This is a genomic window from Stenotrophomonas sp. HMWF023, from assembly GCF_003060985.1.
In the GTDB taxonomy this organism is placed as follows: Bacteria; Pseudomonadota; Gammaproteobacteria; order Xanthomonadales; family Xanthomonadaceae; genus Stenotrophomonas; species Stenotrophomonas lactitubi.
Window position 1 is genome coordinate 5,859 of the sequence record NZ_QAIJ01000323.1, and the last position, 5,306, is coordinate 11,164.

Consider the following 5,306-nt stretch of genomic DNA (forward strand, 5'->3'; position numbering starts at 1 on the left):
GAGGCACAGCCGTTCTACGTCAATTCGCCGTACGGCATCGCGCTGGCCCACAACGGCAACCTGATCAACACCGAGGACCTGCGCCAGCAGGTGTTCGAGCAGGACCGCCGCAACGTCAATACCGATTCGGACAGCGAAGTGCTGTTGAACGTGTTCGCCTACGAACTGGAACAGCAGCGCCAGCTCAGCCCGGAAGCCGCCATCCGCGCGGTGGCCGGCGTGCACCGTCGCTGCAAGGGCGGCTATGCGGTGGTCAGCGTGGTGCTGGGCCTGGGCCTGGTCGCTTTCCGCGATCCGCATGGCATCCGCCCGCTGGTGCTGGGCAAGCGCAGCCACGCCGAGGGTGACGAGTACATCGTGGCCTCCGAGTCCGCCGCGCTGGACGTGCTGGGCTTCCAGCGCGTGCGTGACGTGCAGCCGGGCGAAGCGCTGGTGATCACCGCGCGCGGTGAACTGTTCTCGGAAATCTGCGCCGAGCCGGCCGAACACACCCCGTGCATCTTCGAGTACGTGTACTTCGCACGCCCCGATTCGATGATCGACAACGTGTCGGTGCACAAGGCGCGCATGCGCATGGGCATCAAGCTGGGCGAGAAGATCCTGCGCCTGCGCCCGGACCACGACATCGACACCATCATCCCGATCCCGGACACCTCGCGCGATGCTGCGCTGGAGATCTCCAACGTGCTCGGGGTGAAGTACCGCGAAGGCTTCATCAAGAACCGTTACATCGGCCGCACGTTCATCATGCCGGGCCAGGGCGAACGGGTGAAGTCGGTGCGCCGCAAGCTCAACCCGATCCACCTGGAATTCCGCAACCGCGTGGTGCTGCTGGTGGACGACTCGATCGTGCGCGGCACCACCAGCCAGCAGATCGTGCAGATGGCGCGAGATGCCGGCGCGCGCAAGGTCTACCTGGCCAGCGCCGCGCCGCCGGTGCGTTACCCGAACATCTACGGCATCGACATGCCGGCCGCTGAAGAACTGGTCGCGCACAACCGCAGCATCGAGGAAATCGAAGCCCACCTGGGCTGCGACTGGCTGATCTACCAGGACATCGAAGACATGGAAGCGGCGGTGAGCGAAGGCAATCCGGCGCTGCGCAACTTCGATTCGTCGTGCTTCAACGGGCATTACCCGACGGGCATCGAGCCGGGCTACTTCGAGCGCATCCAGCAGCTGCGTTCGGACGACGCCAAGCACAAGCGCCGCGCCTGAGGTCCAGGTGGTGATCGACGTGCCTGACGTCGGCGGCAATCTGCTGCGCGCTGCGCAGCAGTGCTTGGCCGAAGCCGATCCCCTGCGCAAGGTCGCACTGACCCAGGCCTACGCCGCTGCGTTCCGCGCCGGCCGGTTGAACGTACCGGCCGATGCGCCGCCAGCCGAACCGATCCGCATGCCGGGCCGACCGCCGCAGCTGCTGATGGTGCATCCGCGTGAAGTACCCCGGCGCGGCCTTGGCGGTGTGGAGGGGCGCGCGGCGTTCATCCACGCCATCGCCCATATCGAGCTCAATGCGATCGACCTGGCCTGGGACGCGGTGTACCGCTTCCGCGGTCTGCCGGCGGCGTTCCATGCCGACTGGGTGAGCTGCGCCGACGACGAATCGCGCCACTTCATGCTGCTGCGCGAGCGCCTGCTGGCACACGGCCATGAGTACGCCGATTTCCCTGCGCACAACGGCTTGTGGGAAATGTGCGAGAAGACTGCACACGATGGTCTGGCACGCATGGCGCTGGTGCCGCGCGTGCTGGAAGCGCGTGGGCTGGACGTGACCCCGGGCATGATCGACAAGCTGCGCAATGTCGGCGACGGCGAAACCGCTGACGTGCTGGAAGTGATCCTGCGCGAGGAGGTTGCACACGTTGCTGCCGGTTCGCGCTGGTTCCGCTGGTACTGCGAGCGCGCCGGCGTCGAACCGCGCGCACGTTTCAAGGAACTGCTGATCGAGTATGCCGGCGGCTACCTGCACGGGCCGTTCAATATCGAGGCACGCCTGCTGGCCGGTTTCGATGCGGATGAGCTCGCCAATCTGATCGAACAGGCGGGTTGACCGGCGTCGGTTGATCCATCATCCACGCATGGCGTGGATCTACTGAGCGGATCCCGTAGATCCACGCCATGCGTGGATGCCGTTCACCCGTTCGGCAACACCACGCGCCTGCCATCCACCGTCGGTCGGTTGATGTAGAACAGCCCCGGCCCAGGGCGATACGGCAACTCGCTGACACCGGCATCGGCGGTGTAGGTCAGGGCGGTATCGCCCAGCGCATCGAAATTCCAGTGCGCGGACTGCATCAGGTAACGGCGGCGCAGCAACGCTTCCTGCGTCGGGGTCAGCGGCTGGCCGGCGATCAGGCGGCGCGCGATCGGCTGCAGCGCACCAGGCAGCTCCCAACCCGCCACCTCGGCGGCGTCGGCGGTCCAGGTCACACCGGCATCGACAGCGTGCTTCTGCATCACCTGCAGCGCAACCAGCTGATAACGCCAATCGATGCGCCGGTGCAGCACCACCGCAGCGGTGACGTACAGCACCGGCGACATCAGCACGCTGCGGCTGCCGGCGCGGCGTTGTTGCTGCCACTGGTGCCAGACATCGACCCACACTTCCTTCGGGTTCAGCCCCAACTGCTGCCGCCAGCGTTCGGCGTCGGCCTGTGCTTCCGCGTAGGCGGTCGTCGCCTGCAGCAGGGCCAGTGGCGGTGTCTGGTAGTCCTCCACGCCGGGCCGGCGCAGCTGCTGCCGTCGCGGCCGGCTGAGCAGCTTGGGCCCTTCCTCCACCTGGTCGTAGCCTCCACCGATGCTGGCGTGCACACCGGGCAGTGCGATTTCGGGATGGGTCGGTGCCACCGTGGTCAACGCATAGTGCTGGCGATGCTCATCGCGCGCGCTGAGCTGCAACACAGCCTCGGCGATGCCCGCGGGCAGGGCGATGCGGGGGTGCTCGTCGGCGCGGCCGCCGTTGACGGCAACCACCGTGTCAAACAGGCCGATGAAGCGCAGTGTTGGCCGCGGCAGGGCGAAGTCGGCACTGCACGAAAGCCCTGCCTGCTGCAGCAGCTGCCGCCAGTGCGCGGCATCCCACCCGCGCAGGTGGTTGGCCACGTCGCGTGCGGCGGCTGCGCCCCGCGAATAGCCGAACAGATCCAGCTGCACGCTGCGCAGCGGCACGCGCCACTGCGAGGCAAGTGCCGACAGTGCCGCCGGCAGCAACACCTGCAATGCACGCTGCACCTTTGCCTGCACGCCACTGGCGCCAATCCCGAAAGCCAGGCCGATCAGGTCGTCCTCGGCATCGTCGCGGGTGCCGACACCCTCAACATAGATCGCCAGCGAAGGTGCGCTGCCCGGTGTGCGTCGGCTGTCCGGATACAACTGGTGCAGGCGCGCGATGTTGGTGGCGCCGTTGTCGTAGCTGCTGGTCAGCCGGCTCTGGTAGGTCGAATCGTCATCGGCGCGGAGCAGGGCAGGGCGCGGTCGCGGCACCTGCCGGTGACCCTGGGCCAGGTTGTGCGCGTTGTTGCGGGTGCCATCGAAGAACAGTCCGATCCGCAGCAGGCCGCGTTCGTCGCTGTCGGTGCTGTGCTGCTGTCCTGGCGGCATGTGCATCCCTTGTCGTGGCTGCGTCACGGTAGCGCGAAAGCCACGTGTTGAAGAAGTGTAATGACGCTTTTGACCTCGCTGAACCCGGATGCGCTGGATCACAGATCGCGACTCTGCCTGTCAAGAGCTATTGAATTCACACGCCCTGCGCAGGCCTGATGGCCGAACCCGGCACCCCGGGTCGTGCTGCATCAACGCTGTCTACTTCACTCCAAGGAGCGACAAGATGATGTCCAGATCGATAGGTAAAGCGACAGGTGGTCTGTTGTTGGGATTGTCGGTAGCGGCGGCCGCGAGCGCGGCGCCGTTGTTCGAGCCGGTCACCGTGCTCAGCCGTGCATCGGCCACCAGCGAGCCGGCACTCGGGCGCTTGCTGGCCACCCCGTCCACCGCCGCCGTACAGGAAGTGCGTGTCGATGCCACCGCCACTGCGCAGTCGCAGCTGGAATTCGAGCTGCTCGGGCAGAAGGTGCAGGCCGTTCGCAGCAAGGTCGAGGCGCTGCCGGATGGTGGCAGCGTCTGGTACGGCCAGTTGCGCGCGCCGTCCGATCGCCTGCAGGCGGCCACGTCCAATGGCCAGGATGATCCGGGCAACTCGCTGATCCTGGTGCGCTCGGGCAATACCCTCACCGGCTCGATCCGCAAGGACGGCAAACTGTATCGCCTGCGTCCGCTCGGCAACCGCCACGTGCTGGTCGAGGTGGATGAATCACGGATGCCGGCCGACCATCCGGCCGATTACAACCAGTTGCCGAAGATCGCCATGCCGGCCAATGATCGCCTCGGCACCGCACAGGCCTCGTCGGGAAGCCCGGCGACCATCCGCGTGCTGGTAGTGGCGACCAACGCTGCGGTGACCGCGTACGGCGGCAACATGCAGTCGCTGGTGCAGTTGGCCGTCGCCGAATCCAACCAGGGGTACACCAACAGCAACGTGGGCCTGACCCTGCAGCTGGCCGGTTATGAAACCACCAGCTATACCGAGTCGGGCAATTTCACCACCGACCTGTCGCGTTTCCGTGGCACCAGCGACGGCTACATGGACAGCATCCACACCAGCCGCAACAGCACCGCGGCCGACGTCGGCGTACTGCTGATCAACAACACCAGCTACTGCGGGCTGGCCTCGGGCATCGGCTCCACCGCATCGACGGCGTTTGCCGCGGTGTACTGGGATTGCGCCACCGGCTACTACTCGTTCGCCCATGAAATCGGCCACCTGCAGAGCGCACGGCACGATATCGCCAGTGATCCGAGCACGTCACCGTATGCCTATGGCCATGGCTATCGCTATGAGCCGGCCAGCGGATCGCGCTGGCGCACGATCATGGCCTACGACTGCTCAGCCGGCTGCCCGCGTCTGAACTACTGGTCCAATCCGAACATCAGCTACAACGGCGTGCCGATGGGCATCGCCAGCAGTGCCGACAACCAGCGCGTGCTGGTCAATACCAAGGCCACCATCGCGGCCTTCCGCTGAGGCCAAGCGCCGACCAGGGTCGGCGTCTACCTGGGCGGGTACACCTGCTCTGGTAGATGCCAACCTTGGTTGGCACCCTGCGATCCATCAGTCGCGGCTGAGCGTATCCAGGGTCGAGCCGTTGGCATCCACGCGCAGCACCGAGCCCTGTTCGTACCAGTCCCCCAGCACGATGCGGGTGCAGCTGCGTCCGCCGGCCTGCAGGGTGTGGATCGCCGGGCGA

General features: G+C 66.3%; 4 protein-coding genes and 1 pseudogene. 3 read left to right on the top strand and 2 right to left on the bottom strand.

Features of this window, described 5'->3' with window-relative positions; all coding sequences use genetic code 11:
- Together purF and DBR20_RS19875 are read left to right on the top strand one after the other, a co-directional pair.
- The coding region (purF, locus tag DBR20_RS19870; RefSeq protein WP_258223439.1) for an amidophosphoribosyltransferase at positions 1–1,218 on the top strand (1,218 nt) is incomplete at its 5' end.
- A 10-nt stretch (positions 1,219–1,228) separates the two neighbouring features.
- On the top strand, positions 1,229–2,053 hold the full coding sequence (locus DBR20_RS19875; protein ID WP_108267918.1) for a ferritin-like domain-containing protein: 825 nt from the start codon (positions 1,229–1,231) through the stop codon (positions 2,051–2,053).
- Positions 2,054–2,136: 83 nt separating this feature from the next.
- On the opposite strand, the gene DBR20_RS19880 is transcribed toward DBR20_RS19875, so the two are convergent.
- Positions 2,137–3,603: a DUF2235 domain-containing protein gene (locus DBR20_RS19880; RefSeq protein ID WP_108267920.1), complete on the bottom strand. Its 1,467-nt coding sequence runs from the start codon at positions 3,601–3,603 to the stop codon at positions 2,137–2,139.
- Positions 3,604–3,829: 226 nt separating this feature from the next.
- Between DBR20_RS19880 and DBR20_RS19885 the strand changes: the two genes are divergently transcribed.
- Positions 3,830–5,083 carry a zinc-dependent metalloprotease gene (locus DBR20_RS19885; RefSeq protein ID WP_108267910.1) on the top strand — a complete coding sequence of 418 codons (1,254 nt, stop codon included), beginning with the start codon at positions 3,830–3,832 and terminating at the stop codon, positions 5,081–5,083.
- Positions 5,084–5,170: 87 nt separating this feature from the next.
- On the opposite strand, the pseudogene DBR20_RS23525 reads toward DBR20_RS19885, so the two are convergent.
- Positions 5,171–5,306 (bottom strand): annotated as a pseudogene (locus tag DBR20_RS23525) (UDP-2,3-diacylglucosamine diphosphatase); the annotation flags it as partial.

Bases quoted from the DNA above. Each gene is read 5' to 3' on its own strand.
- DBR20_RS19880 (WP_108267920.1), bottom strand. From the start codon at position 3,603: ATGCCGCCAGGACAGCAGCACAGCACCGACAGCGACGAACGCGGCCTG.
- DBR20_RS19885 (WP_108267910.1), top strand. From the start codon at position 3,830: ATGATGTCCAGATCGATAGGTAAAGCGACAGGTGGTCTGTTGTTGGGA.